This window comes from Dysosmobacter acutus (genome assembly GCF_018919205.1).
Classification (GTDB): domain Bacteria; phylum Bacillota; class Clostridia; order Oscillospirales; family Oscillospiraceae; genus Oscillibacter; species Oscillibacter acutus.
In genome coordinates, this window is the sequence record NZ_JAHLQN010000001.1 from 675,968 (window position 1) to 690,788 (window position 14,821).

Sequence of the window (14,821 nt, forward strand, 5' to 3'; positions counted from 1 at the left end):
AATAGAAAAATGAATAATATATATGATTCAAATAGGAGGAACCAGCTATGTCTAAAGTAATCGGCATCGACTTAGGTACAACCAATTCCTGCGTGGCGGTGATGGAGGGCGGCGAGGCCGTCGTCATCGCCAACGCTGAGGGCAACCGCACCACGCCGTCCGTGGTGGCGTTTTCCAAGACCGGAGAGCGCATGGTGGGCCAGGTGGCAAAGCGCCAGGCCATCACCAACCCCGACCGCACCATCGCCTCCATCAAGAGGGAGATGGGCAGCGACTATAAAGTCACCGTGGACAGCAAGTCCTACACCCCCCAGGAGATCAGCGCCATGATCCTGCAGAAGCTGAAGGCTGACGCGGAGGCCTATCTTGGAAGCCCGGTGACCGAGGCAGTCATCACTGTCCCCGCCTATTTCACCGACTCCCAGCGTCAGGCCACCAAGGACGCCGGCAAGATCGCCGGACTTGAGGTCAAGCGCATCATCAACGAGCCTACCGCCGCGGCCCTGGCCTACGGCGTGGACAAGGAGTCCGCACAGAAGATCATGGTCTACGACTTGGGCGGCGGTACCTTCGACGTCTCCATCCTTGAGATTGACGACGGCGTCATCGAGGTGCTGGCCACCGCCGGCAACAACCGCCTGGGCGGCGACGACTTCGACGAGTGCGTCATGAAGTATCTGGTCAGCGAGTTCAAGCGCACCGACGGGGTGGACCTCTCCACCGACAAGGTGGCCATGCAGCGCCTGAAGGAGGCCGCCGAGAAGGCCAAGATCGAGCTCTCCGGCGTCACCACCTCCAATATCAACCTGCCCTATATCACCGCCGATGCCACCGGCCCCAAGCACCTGGATGTGACGCTGAGCCGGGCCAAGTTCAACGAGCTCACCGCCCATCTGGTGGACGCCACCATGGGACCCGTGCGCCAGGCCATGTCCGACGCCGGCCTTAAGCCCGCCGACCTTTCCAAGGTCCTGCTGGTGGGCGGCTCCAGCCGTATCCCCGCCGTGCAGGATGCCGTGAAGAAATTCACCGGTTCCGAGCCCTTCAAGGGCATCAACCCCGATGAGTGCGTGGCCATGGGCGCCGCCCTCCAGGCCGGCGTGCTGACCGGCGATGTGAAGGGCCTGCTGCTGCTGGACGTCACGCCGCTGTCTCTTGGCATTGAAACCATGGGCGGTGTGTTCACCAAGCTCATTGACCGCAACACCACCATCCCCGTGAAGAAGAGCCAGATTTTCTCCACCGCCGCCGACAACCAGACCTCCGTGGAGGTCAACGTACTCCAGGGCGAGCGGGAGATGGCCGCGGCCAACAAATCCTTAGGACGCTTCCACCTGGACGGCATCGCCCCGGCCCGCCGCGGCGTGCCCCAGATCGAGGTGACCTTCGATATCGACGCCAACGGCATCGTCAACGTCTCCGCCAAGGACCTGGGCACCGGCAAGGAGCAGCACATCACCATCACCTCCTCCTCCAACATGTCCAAGGATGACATTGAGAAGGCGGTCAAGGAGGCGGAGCAGTACGCGGCTCAGGATGCCAAGCTGAAAGAAGAGGTGGAGACCCGCAACCAGGCCGACCAGATGGTCTACCAGAGCGAAAAGACCCTCTCTGAAATGGGCGACAAGATCCCCGCCGATGAGAAGGCCAAGGTCCAGTCGGGTATCGACAAGCTGAAGGAGGCCCTGAAGGGCACGGACATCCCCGCCATCAAGGCCGCCACCGAAGAGCTGACCCAGACCTTCTATGCGGTCAGCGAGAAGCTGTACCAGCAGGCCAATCCCCAGGGCGCGGCCGGGGCGCAGCCGGGCGGCGAGGACGCCAGCGCGGGCGCGCAGGGCGGTCAGTATTACGACGCGGACTACAAGGTCGTGGATGAGGACGACAAGAACAAGTAATGTATTATGCGGAGCCGCGTCAGCGGCTCCGCATAATCCCCTGTATATTCCCGGTCCAAAGCCCAGCGCGGCGGAACCGGGACAGAGAGGAGGAGCGGGGAGGCGGGCGGCGGCTTCCGTGTGAGCGGCCGCGCGGCAGACCTTGCGTGACAAATGGCAGAACAAAAACGAGATTATTACGAGGTGCTGGGCGTGGGCCGCGGCGCCTCTGATGCCGAGATCAAAAAGGCATATAGAAAGTTAGCCAAGGAGAACCACCCCGACCTGAACCCTGGGGACAAGGCGGCGGAGACTCGGTTCAAGGAGATCAATGAGGCTTACGAAATCCTGTCCGACCCGGAGAAGAAGAGTCGGTATGACCAATACGGCCACGCCGGTGTGGACCCCAACTTCGGGGCCGGCGGCGGAGGCTATGGCGGCGCGGGATTCGATTTCGGAGACTTGGGCGATCTCTTCGGCAGCTTTTTCGGCGGAGGGTTCGGCGGCGCCCGCCGGACCAACCCCAACGCGCCCCAGCGGGGCGACAGCATCCGCATGTCCGTTGCCATTACCTTTGAAGAGGCGGCCTTTGGCTGTCAGAAGGCGGTGACGGCGGAGCGGATGGAGGCCTGCCCCACCTGCCGCGGCAACGGCTGCGCCGAGGGCTCCACGCCGGAGGTGTGCCCGGAGTGCCACGGCACCGGCTCGGTCCAGACCCGGCGCCAGACGCCCATGGGCGTCTTTGCCAGCACGTCGCCCTGTTCCAAGTGCGGCGGCACGGGCAAGATCATCCACCAGCCCTGTCAGGAGTGCCACGGCAGCGGCATGGTGCGCAAGCGCCGGACCATTGAGGCCACCATCCCGGCCGGCATCGACAACGGCCAGACCATCTCCATCCGGGGTCAGGGCGACGCGGGCCGAAACGGCGGCCCCAGCGGCGATCTGTTGATCACCATCACCGTAAAGCCCCACGCCATCTTCCGCCGGGAGGGGACCTCCGTGCTGTGCGAGGCGCCCATCACCTTTGCCCAGGCGGTCATGGGCGCGGAGCTGGAGATTCCCACCATCGACGGCAAGGTAAAATACGACCTGCCCGAGGGAACTCAGAGCGGCACCACCTTCCGGCTGAAGGGCAAGGGCATCCCCTCCCTCAACGGCCGTGGCCGGGGCGACCAATACGTAACCGTGTATATCGAAACGCCCCGCAACCTGAACCGGGAGCAGAAGGAGGCGCTGAAAAAGTTTGCCGACACCCTTGGGGAGAACAACTACGAACAGCGCCGGAACTTCTTCAAGAAGTTCAAGAAATAGAGAACCAGTCTTTTCGCGGCCTTCAGGAAAACGCATCCCCCGGACCCCTCCCCCGAAAGGGCGGATCGCGGCGGGGCAGGCGTGAAGGATACGCGGGAAAGGAACGGCATGTACCTTGCAGATTATCACACCCATTCCCTGTGCTCCCCGGACGCCCGCTTCTCCATGGCCGATATGGCCAGGGCGGCAGCGGCCGCCGGAGTGCAGGAGATGTGTTTTACCGATCACATAGAGACAGCGCCCATTGGGGAGATCAGGCCCAGCTGCGACTGGTCCGCCCTGGAGGACTCCTTTGAAGCGGCGCGCCGGGAGATGGAGGGCCAGCCCATTGTTTTGAAGTTGGGCGCGGAACTGGGGGGCGCCAACGCGGATTTTGCCGCGGCGGAGCGGATCATGTCCCAGTCGCCGGAGTTGGATTTTGTCATCGGTTCCATCCATGCCCTGTCCGGGGCCTACGGCCGGAGGAGCCTTTATTACTTTGACTGCGAAAGCGAAGAGGAGGCCCGGCTGGCCATCGGGGACTACCTGGACCAGGTGCTGCTGCTGGCCCGGTGGGGCCAATTCGACGTGCTGGGCCATCTGACGCTGCCGCTGCGGTATCTCAATGAAAAGCACGGCATGCACATGAACTTTGACGGCTTTGAAGAGCGCCTGGAGGCTATTTTCCAGGCGCTGATTGCCAACGGCTGCGGGATTGAGCTGAATACCAACCGGGGAAACGAGCCTCTGCCAGGTGAGAAGTGGCTGCGGATGTACCGCCGTCTGGGGGGCGAGCGCATCACCCTTGGCAGCGACGCCCACACGCCGGAATATGTGGGCTGCGCCCTCCGCCAAAATCAGGAGCTGCTGAAGGCGTGCGGGTTCACCCGCTTTTGCTGCTATTCCCGCAGAAGGCCCCAGTGGCATGACCTGTAAAAACATCCTGCTTGCAAATTGCCGAAAAAGCGGATAAAATGGGAAAAACGAACCATTGTGTAAGAAATAAAGGAGAAACCGACATGAAGATCGCGTTAGGTTCTGACCACGGCGGCTATGAGCTCAAGTGCCACATCGCGGAGCTGCTGAAAAAATGGGGCTACGACTATGAGGATTTCGGCTGCTACTCCACCGAGAGCTGCGACTACCCCATCTACGGCGAGGCGGCCGCCCGGGCGGTGGCCTCCGGACAGTGCGAACTGGGCATTGTCATCTGCACCACCGGCATCGGAATCTCCATTGCCGCCAACAAGGTAAAGGGCATCCGCTGCGCCCACTGCGCCGACTCACTGGAGGCGGAGATGACCCGCCGCCACAACAACGCCAACATGCTGGCCATCGGCGCGGGCTTCACCGGGCGGAATCTGGCCGAGCGGATGGTGGAGGTCTTTTTGACCACGGAATTTGAAGGAGGGCGCCATGCCCGCCGCGTAGCGGAACTGGACGCCATCGGGGAATAAAGGAGAGATTCTATGGCAGGTCCGAAGGGCTACAGCAGTTACCGGGGACGGGTGCCCCGCTGGAAAATTGCGCTGGGTATCCTCCTGACGCTGATCCTTCTGGCGGCCTGCACCTTTTTATTCCTCCAAAAGTACATCGTCTATGACGACAGCGGCGCCATGCGGCTGGAGCTTCCCTGGATGAAGCCGGCCGGTTCTTCTGTCCTGCCGCCGGATGGCGACGAGGATCTGCAGATCATCATCTCCGAACCTGAGAGCAAAGACGTGGAGGAGCTCCATATTCTCCAGCTGTCCGACGGGATTTTGGAAGGCGATTGGACCCAGGCTGTCTCGGCACTCAGTGCGGGCGGCCGGAATGCCTTTGCGGTGACCATGAAGGCCACGGGCGGACAGCTGCTGTACGACTCCAAGGTGGAGGCGGCCGTCTCCTCCGGCGCCGTAAAGGGCAATGAACAGGCCATGACCGCTCTGGAGGGGCTTTTGGGCGGCAAGGAGTTCTACGGCATCGCCAGGCTCTCCTGCTTTCACGACAGCCTCTATGCCAATGCCAACATGGACGGCGCGGGGCTGAAGAACACGGGCGGATATATTTTTTACGACGGGAACAACACCCAGTGGCTGGACCCCGGCAAGGAGGGCGCCCGGACCTATCTCTATGAGATCGCCCGGGAGTGCGCTGCTCTGGGCTTTGACGAAATTCTCCTGACGGACTTTAGCTATCCCACCGAGGGAAAGCTGAACAAGATCGAGTACGGGCCGGCGGAGCAGTCCGTGAACCTGAGATTCTTTCTCCAGGGCATGGCGGATGCGCTGAAGGAGTATGACGTAAAGCTCTCTGTGGAGCTGAGCGCCCAGACCGTCTCCACCGGGTCTGACCAGGCGTCGGGGCAGACCCTGAGCGACGCCGCGGCCATAGTGGACAGGATTTACGTTGCGGCTCCCGCGGAAGAGGCGGCGGCGCTGAGAGAGCGCGTGGCCGCGGTCTCCGATGAGGTGACGCTGGTAATGGAGGGGACGGCGCTGGAGAGCGGAGACTATCTGGAGCTGCCGTAAGCAAAGTGATAAAAAAGAGATGCGGAACGCTTCCGCATCTCTTTTTTCACTCCTCAAAGACCTCCGCCAGTGCCGATACCGCCTCCTCCGGGCGCTCCACGCCGCCGTAGTTGATCACCAGTGTGTGCTCAAAGCCGCCCCGGCGGGTGTACTCCGAGAGAAAGCTCAGATGGATACCAAGGGCCAGGGCCCTGCGGCGCAGCTCCCCGTCGCTGCGCCCGGTCTGGAGCTTGAGCAGGAAGTGGAGCCCGGCGCCCCGCTCCGTCAGAGTGATCCGGTGGGCAAAGGGGCTGGAGCGGAAGGCGGAGAGGACCTGCTCCCGCCGGGTGCGGTAAAAGAGGCGCATCCTGTTCAGGTGCTTTTCAAAATATCCGCCGGCGATGAATTTGGCCAGGGCGAACTGTTCAAAACTGGGCACGGTACAGGCGTAAAACCCTAACTCCCGACGGTAGCGCTCCACCAGCAGGGGGGGCAGCACCATGTAGCTGATGCGCATGGAGGGGGCGATGGTCTGGGAAAAGGTATTCAGGTAGATCACCCTGCCCTGGCGGTCAATGCTCTGGAGAGTCTGGACAGGGCGGCCGGTGAAGCGGAACTCGCTGTCGTAGTCGTCCTCCAGGATGTAGCGCTCCGCGCCGGCCCAGCGCAGCAGCTCCTGGCGGCGTCCGATGGGCATGGAGATGCCGGTGGGGTAATGGTGGGACGGGGAGACATGAGCCACCTGCGCTCCGGAGCGGCTCAGGTCTGAGACGCTCATCCCCCATTCGTCCAGGGGCACGCTGACGCAGTCCACGCCGTTGCTGCGGTAGATGCGCTCCGGCTTGGAGTAGCCCGGGTCCTCCACGGCAAAGCGGCGGTCCCTGCCCAGCAGGAGGGTGATCATCTGATAGAGGTATTCCGTACCGGCGCCCACGATGATCTGCTCCGGTGAGACCTCCATGCCCCGGAAGCTGCGAAGGTAGGCGGCGATGGCGCCGCGCAGCTCCTCCACGCCCTGGCTGGGAATGGGGAGAAGCAGCTTTTTGTCCTGCTCCGAGAGCACCTGGCGCATCAGCCGGGACCAGGTGGCAAAGGGGAAGCGGGAGGGATCCACCCGGCCCCGGCCCAGGTCCAGCCGGTATTCCGCCGCCGGCTGAGGTGCAACGCCGGGCGGGGAGGAGTGGGGGTCCTCCGGCGGATGCTCCACCCGGGAGACAAAAAAGCCCTTCCGGGGCATGGCGTAGATCCAGCCCTCCGACGAGAGCTGGGCGTAGGCGTTTTCCACCGTGATGACGCTGATGTGCAGGTGGCGGGCCAGGCCGCGCTTGGAGGGCAGCCGCTGGTCGGGGGAGAGGCGCCGGCTGCGGATGTCCTCCCGGATGCAGCGGTAGAGATGGTTTTGCAGCGTCTCCGTCCCCCGGCTGTCCATGTCATATGTCAGCATCTGCCGCGCCTCCTTATCTGACCTTATAAAATATTTGCAAAGTGGGCATTTCAATCATACCACATCTGGGCTAAAATAGCCATACCAAAATGATCCAGCCCCGATTAAACGCCGGGGCAGGGAAAGGAATGAGCGCTGCAATGGAAGAGAACAAGACAAGAAAAATCGTGATGACCGCGCTGCTGGCGGCCCTGACCATGGTGGCCACCTATGTGATCCGGATTCCCACGCCGACCGGCGGGTATGTGAATCTGGGGGACACCATTGTGCTGCTGTCGGCCTTTTTGCTTGGGCCTGTGTACGGCATGATAGCCGGGGGCGTCGGCTCCGCGCTGGCGGACTTCTGGGCCGGCTATATGGCCTGGGTGCCGGCCACGCTGATTATCAAGGGCTGCATGGGTCTGGCGGCTGGACTGATGTACCGCGCCGTGGGCCACAAAAAGGCGGGGCTGATCCTCTCCGGACTGCCCTCCGAGCTCATCATGGTGTTCGGCTATTTCCTCTTTGAGGCGGCGCTCCTGGGCCAGGGACTGGGCGCGGCAGTGGGCATCCCGGCCAATCTTCTTCAGGGGGCCTTCGGTCTGGTGGCCGCCACGCTGCTCACCGGTGTGCTGCGCCGCAACAGCTATGTGCGCAGGGCATACCCCGCCCTGTAAAGTGCGTTTTGAAAAAAGACCCGCTCAGAAAAGAGCCGCCGTGAAACAACTCACGGCGGCTCTTTTTATGTCAGGTCCCAGCTTTGGCCCCGGTGGGTGATGGAGGCCACCGGAGCGCTCAATTGGGGATAGTCGGCGCGGAAGGTCTCGATCAGGCCGTAGTCATCCCAGAGATGCATGGGAAAAACGCGGTCGGCCTGGGCTATCTCCAGAAGGTAGACAAGGCCAAGGGCGTAGTCCCCCTCCTGCCGGGGGTCCAGCGGGGCGAAGCACAGATCAAGATGAGTCCCCCGAAGCGGCTCGATGAAGCGCTTGAAGTTGGCCTCCATATTGTGGTTGTAAGCTTCGCTCTCCCCGGCCCAGGCCCACCAGTTGAGATCGCCGGCATGGTAGACCCGGCGGCCGTTGTAGGTGAGCAAAAAAGCCGCGCCTTCGTCGGTGGAGGGGAGGGTCCGGACGCTCAGGGGGCCCAGGTTCACCGTCTCCCTTCGGCCTACAAATAAAATCTCCGCGTGTTCCGGCACGCTGTACTCCTCCCGCTTCCGCTCCGTCAGGCGGATGTCTTTGGACAGGATATAGCGCACATCCGGGTGGGGCAGCCGGAAGATGGCCGGGTTAAAATGATCGGCGTGGCGGTGGCTGACAAAGACCAGCAGGGGCTTATCAGGCAAAAGGGGCGGGAGCGTGCCGTTGTAGTAATCAAAGAGCCAGTACTGCTCCGGCCATTCCACCAGAAAGCCGGAGTGGCCGATGTAGGTGACGCGGATCATTTGAATCTGACGGCCGTGCCGTAGGCCACCACCTCGGCGGCGCCCTGCATCACCGAGGAGGAGGCATAGCGGACATTGACCACGGCGTCGGCGCCCAGGGCCTCGGCCGCGTCGGCCATGCGCTTGGTGGCAATCTGGCGGGCCTCATTGAGCATCTCCGTATAGCCCACGATTTCACCGCCCACCAGAGTCTTCATGCCGGCCATAAAGTCCCGGCCGAAGTTTTTGCTGTAGACCACGGTGCCTTTCACAATGTCCATGGCCTCAAAGTCCTGGCCGGGAATGTAATCAATAGTGACAAGCTTCATCTTCTTCTCCTCCTTGAATTTCCTGTAATCTCTCCCGCAGGCTGTACGCCAGCGGAAGGATGCAGATTGTGTTGACGGCCGCGAAAAATACCAGCAGGCCGGATAAAAAGCCGCCTAAGTCAAACCTGCCGCGCACTATGAGCAGCACAAACGCGGAAAAAAGCAGCAAAAAGCCGTTGATGAGAGTGGACAAAACGGCCTGACGGCGGCGGTGGCGTTTCGCGGACTCAATAGTTTCTGGCATCGTCTTCCTCCCCCTTTCCGATCTCGCGAATGCGCAGAATCATGGCCAGCACCACGCCTAAGATCACCGCCACGGGGATGGCGATAAACAGCACAAGCAGGGGCATGGGCGGCGCGCCCTGGGGATCGGTTTCCGCGGCCCAGACGAAGAGCCAGACCAGGGCGCCCATCAGGACGGTCATCAAAATCGTAATGACCACCGGCGCCACGTAGCGGATGCGTTTGGTATCGTTTTTCTGCTTATCCATAAAGGTGGTTCCCTCCCGTTCCATCTGCTCCAGCCGGACCAGCAGCGCTCCGGCGTCCAGACTGCTCAGAGGCTGGTCCTGTTCCTGCAATGAGGCGCACAGCCCCATAGCCTGTTCCAGATTTTTGGTCTCCCGCTCCAGCGTCACAAGGTGGCGGCGCATGCCGTCGCTCAGGGTGTGGGCGCCGCTCTGCATCTTCCGGATTTCTTCCAGGGGCAGGCCTAACTTCCGCAGCAGCTTAATCCGCTGCAACGCTTCCACATCCTCTTCCTGATAGTCCCGGTACCCGTTTTCACTGTTGCGCCGGGGGGTCAGCAGGCCCTCCTGTTCGTAAAAGCGGATATTTTTCTTTGTGACGCCCACCAGCGCCTCCACTTCGTTGATCTTCAGCTTCTTCACCTCCTTGGCTGACCTAACTATATACCTTCCAGAAGGGGGAAGGTCAAGAGAAATTTTATAAATTGAGAAAAAACCGACCCAAGGCGGCGGATTGCCGGATTTTGGCCCTTCAACGCACCGGCGGGAAAGAGAAAAGGGAAAATGCGAATGGAAAAAGACTTCAGGATTTGATATAATCAAAAACAGCATCAAAAAGGTTCCAGCTGCTGGAGCCGGGAAGGAGCGGCATGTTCAAACGGATTTATGTGGAGATCACCAACCGCTGCAACCTCCGCTGCGCGTTTTGCCCCGGCACGGCGCGGCCCCTCCGGGACATGGAGGAGGGGGAGTTTTCCACGGTGCTCTCCCGCCTGAGGGGAAAGACGCGCTATCTCTATTTCCACGTGATGGGCGAGCCGCTGCTCCATCCCCGGCTGGGACGGTTCCTTGCCCTGGCGGACCAGGAGGGCTTTCGGGTCTGCCTGACCACCAACGGTACGCTGCTCTCCCGCCGGGAGGGAGAGCTGCTGGACGCGCCGGCGCTTCACAAGGTGTCCGTCTCCCTCCACAGCTTTGAGGGCAACGGCGGCGCGGATATGGTCCCCTACCTCAAGCAGTGCTGGGCGTTTTGCCGCGAGGCGTCGGACCGGGGCGTCCTCTGTGTGCTGCGGCTTTGGAACGAGGGAGGAGAGGAACTCCGCAACGAGGAGATTCTCCGCTTTCTTGAGGCGGAGGCTGGACCCCGGGAGAGCTGGGCCAGGCCCCGTCCCAACACCTGGCGGTTAAGGGAACGGATTTATCTTGAGAGGGACAGCAAGTTTGACTGGCCGGATCTGGAGGCGGAGGAGAAGGATACGCAGTTTTGCTACGCTCTGCGCCGCCAGGCGGCGGTGCTGTGCGACGGCACGGTGGTGCCCTGCTGCCTGGATCACGAGGGGGACCTGGCAATAGGAAACCTGCTGTACCAGGAGTTAGACGAGATTTTGAGCTCCCACAGAGCCCGGGCCATATACGACGGGTTTTCCCATCGCCGTCCGGCGGAGGAGCTGTGCCGCCGCTGCGGCTACGCCAACCGATTTTGAGAGGATTTATGAATCAGGAAAGACTGAGACAACTCACCGTGCCGCTCCTTGGGTGGTATGAGCGAAACGCCCGGGAGCTTCCCTGGCGAGAGACGCCGGCCAACGCCTACCACGTGTGGATTTCGGAGATCATGCTCCAACAGACCCGGGTGGCGGCGGTACGGGAGTATTATGCCCGCTTCCTCAGGGAATTTCCCACCATAGAGGCCTTGGCCCAGGGAGAGGAAGAGCGGCTGATGAAGTGCTGGGAGGGGCTGGGCTACTACAGCCGTGCAAGGAACCTGCAAAAAGCCGCCCGCCAGACCATGGAGCGCTTCGGCGGCGAGCTGCCCCGGACCTATGAGGAGCTGACGGGCCTGCCCGGCATCGGGGACTATACCGCAGGGGCCATCCTGTCCATCGCCCAGGGCCAGCGCGTCCCGGCGGTGGACGGCAATGTGCTGCGCCTGGCGGCGCGGATCATGGACTGCGATGAGGACATCGCCGACGTAAAGGTCCGCAGGCGCTTTCGCGCTTGGGTGGAGGAGGCGCTGCCTCCGGCGGAGCGCTGCGGGGACTACAACCAGGCCATGATGGACCTGGGGGCCACGGTGTGCCTGCCCAACGCCGAGCCCATGTGCCTGCTGTGCCCGGGACGGGACTTGTGCGCCGGCCGGGAGGCGGGCCGTCAGTCGTCGCTTCCCGTAAAGGCGCCGAAAAAGAAGAGGCGTGTGGAGGAGCGCACCGTGTTTGTCCTTCTCTCCGGCCGGGGCGCCGCGCTGCGCCGGAGGCCGGAGACCGGACTTCTGGCCGGCCTGTGGGAGTTTCCCAATGTGGAAGGGGCGCTTGGCGAAGAGGAGGCGGCCCGGGTTTTGGAGCGCTGGGGCGTTGAGACGCTCCGGTGGGAAAAACGAATCGCCGCCAAGCACATCTTCACCCATGTGGAGTGGCACATGACCGGCTATGTGCTGCTCTGCCGGCCCTCCGGCCCTGCGGATTTCTGCTGGGCAGAGGGACGGGACTTTGCCGATAAGACAGTGCCCACGGCCTTTGCCCGGTTCCGGGACGAGGCGCTGGAACATTTAGAGAGACAGGGGAGGATCAAGTGAGTATGGCGGTTTGGGAAAAAGAGCGGGAGCCCTGGGACGAGCCCCGTAGAAGTCCGCCCAAAGAGGAAAAATTACCCCAGTGCTGCCCCTGGTGCGGCGGCGAAATGAGCCTGGGCCATCTTCTGGCCAAGGGCGGCGGCGCCGTCTGGTGGGTGCGGGGGGAGATCGAGTGGAAGAGCAAGCTGATCGGACCGGACCCCAATCAATCGCTGCGGGTGGATGACGAGGGAGTACTCTTTACGTACAAGACCGCCTGGTACTGCCCCAAGTGCGAGAAGATGACCATCGACGCCGTCGGGATGAGCCCGCCCTACGGCTCCGGAGAGTATAGCCGAAAAGAGGATTGAGCATGGCGCAGCTTTACTTCAAATACGGGGCCATGGGGTCCAGCAAGACCGCCAACGCCCTGATGGTACATTACAATTACGACGAGCGGGGGCAGAAGGCCCTGCTGGTGAAGCCCCGGCTGGACAGCAGGGGCGGAGATCATATGGTGGTCTCCCGCATCGGTCTGAGCCATCCCTGCGTCTACTTTGACGAGCTGGAGGCCATGGGGGAGGCGGAGCTGGAGGAGTTTGCCTGCATCATCGTGGACGAGGCCCAGTTCCTCAGCCGGGAGGAGGTCCGCCATCTGGTGCACCTTGTGGACGATCTGGACATCCCGGTGATCTGCTATGGGCTGCGCTCGGACTTCAAGGGAGAGCTTTTTCCCGGCAGCTATGAGCTGCTGGTGATGGCCGACAAGATTGAAGAGGTGAAGACCATCTGCTGGTGCGGCCGGAAGGCCACCTTCAACGCCCGCTTTGACGCGCAGGGCCATGTGCTCAAGGAAGGGGAACAGGTGGTGATAGGCGCGGGAGAGAAGTACACCAGCCTCTGCCGCCGCCACTGGAGGGAAGGCAATCTGGGCCCGGGATTTCAGGTGAAGAGAGATGATCTGTGACATTTGCCCCCGCCGCTGCGCCGCGGAGCGGACGGTACATTCCGGGACCGGGGTGTGCGCCATGCCCGCGACAGTGCGGATCGCCCGGGCCGGCCTCCACTTCTGGGAGGAGCCCTGCATCAGCGGGGAGCGGGGCTCAGGAGCCATCTTCTTCTCCGGATGTAACCTGCGCTGCTGCTTTTGCCAGAACGGAGCCATCAGCGCCGGCGGATTCGGAAAGGCCGTTTCCACGGACCGGCTGCGCCGGATTATGGAGGAGCTGGTGTCCCAGGGAGCCCACAACATCAATCTGGTGACGCCCACCCACTTTACCCCCTGGATTTTGGAGGCGCTTCGAAAGCCCCTTGGTGTGCCTGTGGTGTGGAACTGCGGGGGCTACGAGACGGTGGAGACGCTGCGCACGCTGGAGGGAAAGGTGCAGGTCTACCTGCCGGATTTGAAGTATGCTATGGCGGAGATCGCACTGCGCTACTCCCGGGCGGCGGACTATTTCGACTATGCCTCCTCCGCCATCCTTGAGATGTTCCGCCAGACGGGCCCCTATCAGATGGAGGACGGTCTGCTGCGCCGGGGCGTGGTCATCCGCCATCTGGTGCTGCCGGGCCAGCTGGAGAACACCCGCCGGTGCATCGACTGGGTGGCGGAGCAGTTCCGCCCCGGAGACGTGCTCTTTTCCCTCATGGCGCAGTATACGCCCCAGCCGGACGGCCCCCGGGAGCTTGGCCGCCACGTGACGGCGGCGGAATACCGCGCCGCGGTGGAATACATGGAAAACTGCGGCATTGTGGACGGATTTACCCAGGAGCGCACCTCGGCCAGAGAGGAGTACACCCCGCCCTTTGACCTGACCGGCGTGTGAGCCGCCGTGGGAATAGAGGGGGAAAGAAGGACCGGCCCCGCGGCAAAGCCGCGGGGCCGGTTTTTAAGCTTCCCGGGCGCATGCCGCCCGGCGATAGCCGTCCCAAGCAAAGAGAGCGTCCTTCTCCTCATCTCCGTAAATCTTGTCGATGCTGCAGATATGGAGGAAGTGATTGCCGACCTCTACCGTCTGGGAAAGAGAGACAACAAGGGCGATCCTGGTGTCTGCGGGAATCTGGATGCTTGTGCCGGGGAGGGTGGTCATGGGGATTTGAAACTTTTGCACCTTGTCCGTGTCGCTTCCGCTGACGGAGCCGCAGCCGATGGACGCGCTGCGGAGACTGGCGCCGGGGACGGCAAGGACCGCCCTACCGGTTTCCCGGGTCCGCTTTCCGGTGTAGGACCCCTTGCCCATGGCAAAGCCCAGCATGGGAGGATTGGAGGAGAGATAGCTCACATAGGATACCGGGGCCAGGTTCACAGAGCCGTCCGGCTTCTCCGTGCAGACCAGGACCAGGGGATTGGGGGAGGTGAATTCAGCCGCCTTGCGAAACTCCAGTTCTTTCATGGTGTTGATCATCCTTTCCAGTTGTAAAGGCCGTCCGGCCCCGCTTGCCTTTTGCTGATATGTTTATTATACTAAGGCCATATAAACATGCAAGTACGCAGATTATTCTTACATAGTATGGCGCGGCATACCATCCGGGCCAGCTGGAAGGGGAGAGCATATGGATCAGGACATGAGCTATGAGGAGTATGTGGAGCAGGTGCGCAAGGGGATTCTCACAAGCTCCGGAAACTGCCCGGTGACGCCTCTGCTGGTGATGCTGCAGGGGAAATGGAAGTTTCAAATCATTTACGAGCTGTGCGTCAAGGGCCAGATTCGCTTCGGAGAACTGAAGAAAAGCCTTGCGGGAATCACCAACACCATGCTGACCAGCTCCTTGCGGGAGCTGGAGCGGGACGGGCTGGTGTCCCGGGTCCAGTTCAACGAGATCCCTCCCCATGTGGAGTATTTGCTGACCAAGAGGGGGGAGGCGCTGCTTCCCGTCTTTTATGCCATGACCAAATGGGGCTTTGAGTATATTCCGTAGGAGCGGATTTCGCATTTGATGGAAAAAGAGCGCGGCCGGAAGGGCCGCGCTCT

The 14,821-nt window shown here is 62.0% G+C and carries 18 protein-coding genes; 12 read left to right on the forward strand and 6 right to left on the reverse strand.

What is annotated here, in order from left to right; all coding sequences use genetic code 11:
- Positions 1-47 precede the first annotated feature (47 nt).
- The 5 genes from dnaK to KQI82_RS03160 all read left to right on the forward strand — a co-directional run bounded on the left by dnaK (position 48) and on the right by KQI82_RS03160 (position 5,677).
- Positions 48-1,898 (forward strand): molecular chaperone DnaK, encoded by a 1,851-nt coding sequence (dnaK, locus tag KQI82_RS03140; RefSeq protein WP_216558628.1) that lies wholly within the window; start codon positions 48-50, stop codon positions 1,896-1,898.
- Between the two features lie 153 nt (positions 1,899-2,051).
- Positions 2,052-3,188 (forward strand): molecular chaperone DnaJ, encoded by a 1,137-nt coding sequence (gene dnaJ, locus KQI82_RS03145; RefSeq protein ID WP_216558631.1) that lies wholly within the window; start codon positions 2,052-2,054, stop codon positions 3,186-3,188.
- Positions 3,189-3,269: 81 nt separating this feature from the next.
- Positions 3,270-4,103, forward strand: a complete 834-nt coding sequence (locus KQI82_RS03150) for a histidinol-phosphatase HisJ family protein (RefSeq protein ID WP_338148936.1) — start codon at positions 3,270-3,272, stop codon at positions 4,101-4,103.
- 83 nt (positions 4,104-4,186) lie between these two features.
- On the forward strand, positions 4,187-4,624 hold the full coding sequence (rpiB, locus tag KQI82_RS03155; RefSeq protein ID WP_216558636.1) for a ribose 5-phosphate isomerase B: 438 nt from the start codon (positions 4,187-4,189) through the stop codon (positions 4,622-4,624).
- A 12-nt stretch (positions 4,625-4,636) separates the two neighbouring features.
- Entirely contained in the window at positions 4,637-5,677 is a 1,041-nt protein-coding gene (locus KQI82_RS03160; protein WP_216558639.1) for a putative glycoside hydrolase, read from the forward strand.
- A 46-nt stretch (positions 5,678-5,723) separates the two neighbouring features.
- Here the strand turns inward: KQI82_RS03160 and pdxR are convergent, their stop codons facing one another.
- Positions 5,724-7,100 (reverse strand): MocR-like pyridoxine biosynthesis transcription factor PdxR, encoded by a 1,377-nt coding sequence (gene pdxR / locus KQI82_RS03165; RefSeq protein WP_216558642.1) that lies wholly within the window; start codon positions 7,098-7,100, stop codon positions 5,724-5,726.
- Between the two features lie 140 nt (positions 7,101-7,240).
- Here pdxR and KQI82_RS03170 point away from each other — a divergent pair, with 140 nt between their 5' ends.
- Positions 7,241-7,756, forward strand: coding sequence for an ECF transporter S component (locus KQI82_RS03170; RefSeq protein ID WP_241426597.1), 516 nt, complete (start codon positions 7,241-7,243; stop codon positions 7,754-7,756).
- A 65-nt stretch (positions 7,757-7,821) separates the two neighbouring features.
- Here the strand turns inward: KQI82_RS03170 and KQI82_RS03175 are convergent, their stop codons facing one another.
- From KQI82_RS03175 to KQI82_RS03190, 4 genes are read right to left on the reverse strand one after another with little or no spacing between them, the layout of a single operon-like run.
- Positions 7,822-8,526, reverse strand: a complete 705-nt coding sequence (locus KQI82_RS03175) for an MBL fold metallo-hydrolase (RefSeq protein WP_241426598.1) — start codon at positions 8,524-8,526, stop codon at positions 7,822-7,824.
- The gene (locus KQI82_RS03180; RefSeq protein ID WP_216558649.1) at positions 8,523-8,834 is read right to left on the reverse strand and encodes a YbjQ family protein; all 312 of its coding nucleotides are present in this window, start codon (positions 8,832-8,834) and stop codon (positions 8,523-8,525) included. Before KQI82_RS03180 ends, KQI82_RS03175 begins: the two co-directional genes overlap by 4 nt.
- Positions 8,815-9,078 (reverse strand): hypothetical protein, encoded by a 264-nt coding sequence (locus KQI82_RS03185; protein ID WP_216558652.1) that lies wholly within the window; start codon positions 9,076-9,078, stop codon positions 8,815-8,817. Before KQI82_RS03185 ends, KQI82_RS03180 begins: the two co-directional genes overlap by 20 nt.
- Entirely contained in the window at positions 9,062-9,724 is a 663-nt protein-coding gene (locus tag KQI82_RS03190; RefSeq protein ID WP_338148937.1) for a MerR family transcriptional regulator, read from the reverse strand. Before KQI82_RS03190 ends, KQI82_RS03185 begins: the two co-directional genes overlap by 17 nt.
- Positions 9,725-9,951: 227 nt before the next feature.
- Between KQI82_RS03190 and KQI82_RS03195 the strand changes: the two genes are divergently transcribed.
- From KQI82_RS03195 to KQI82_RS03215, 5 genes are read left to right on the forward strand one after another with little or no spacing between them, the layout of a single operon-like run.
- A complete protein-coding gene (locus KQI82_RS03195) occupies positions 9,952-10,785 on the forward strand; it encodes a radical SAM/SPASM domain-containing protein (RefSeq protein WP_216558655.1) in 834 nt (277 codons plus the stop codon).
- Positions 10,786-10,793: 8 nt separating this feature from the next.
- Entirely contained in the window at positions 10,794-11,873 is a 1,080-nt protein-coding gene (gene mutY, locus KQI82_RS03200) for an A/G-specific adenine glycosylase (protein WP_216558658.1), read from the forward strand.
- A 2-nt stretch (positions 11,874-11,875) separates the two neighbouring features.
- Entirely contained in the window at positions 11,876-12,220 is a 345-nt protein-coding gene (locus KQI82_RS03205) for a PF20097 family protein (protein WP_216558660.1), read from the forward strand.
- A 2-nt stretch (positions 12,221-12,222) separates the two neighbouring features.
- The gene (locus KQI82_RS03210) at positions 12,223-12,816 is read left to right on the forward strand and encodes a thymidine kinase (protein WP_216558663.1); all 594 of its coding nucleotides are present in this window, start codon (positions 12,223-12,225) and stop codon (positions 12,814-12,816) included.
- Positions 12,806-13,675, forward strand: a complete 870-nt coding sequence (locus KQI82_RS03215; RefSeq protein ID WP_216558666.1) for a radical SAM protein — start codon at positions 12,806-12,808, stop codon at positions 13,673-13,675. Before KQI82_RS03210 ends, KQI82_RS03215 begins: the two co-directional genes overlap by 11 nt.
- Before the next feature lie 63 nt (positions 13,676-13,738).
- On the opposite strand, the gene KQI82_RS03220 is transcribed toward KQI82_RS03215, so the two are convergent.
- Positions 13,739-14,242, reverse strand: a complete 504-nt coding sequence (locus tag KQI82_RS03220; RefSeq protein WP_216558669.1) for a flavin reductase family protein — start codon at positions 14,240-14,242, stop codon at positions 13,739-13,741.
- Positions 14,243-14,402: 160 nt separating this feature from the next.
- Between KQI82_RS03220 and KQI82_RS03225 the strand changes: the two genes are divergently transcribed.
- Entirely contained in the window at positions 14,403-14,768 is a 366-nt protein-coding gene (locus KQI82_RS03225; RefSeq protein ID WP_216558671.1) for a winged helix-turn-helix transcriptional regulator, read from the forward strand.
- Positions 14,769-14,821 lie beyond the last annotated feature (53 nt).